This is a genomic window from Lysinibacillus sp. GbtcB16, from assembly GCF_019091145.1.
Taxonomy (GTDB): Bacteria; Bacillota; Bacilli; order Bacillales_A; family Planococcaceae; genus Lysinibacillus; species Lysinibacillus fusiformis.
Genome location: NZ_JAGXJV010000558.1, coordinates 1 through 260, shown reverse-complemented (window position 1 = coordinate 260; position 260 = coordinate 1). Strand labels below are relative to the sequence as shown.

1 protein-coding gene is annotated in these 260 nt (G+C 42.3%); it reads left to right on the top strand.

Annotated elements, in window-relative coordinates; translation table 11 throughout:
* Positions 1–9: 9 nt before the first annotated feature.
* Positions 10–260: YheC/YheD family protein (locus KVT27_RS27405; protein ID WP_369009673.1), on the top strand; the 251-nt coding region annotated here is incomplete at its 3' end.

The window sequence follows — 260 nt, the reverse complement described above, 5'->3', positions numbered from 1 at the left end:
CCCGCAACGATGAAGCTAAATAAACAATCTTTCTCTTCCATGCTTTCTCGTCATAAAACCGTATATTTGAAACCTAATCAAGGAGCTTTTGGTGTGGGAGTCATGCAGGTTCGACAGATTGAGGATAAGAAGAAGCCGTATTTCCGTGTCCATATGGAAACGCAGCAAAAAGAGTTTCAAACAATAAGAGCAGCGTATGCCTTTGTATTGGCAAAAAGAGTGAACACCGATTATCTCGTCCAACAGGGCATAGACCTGCT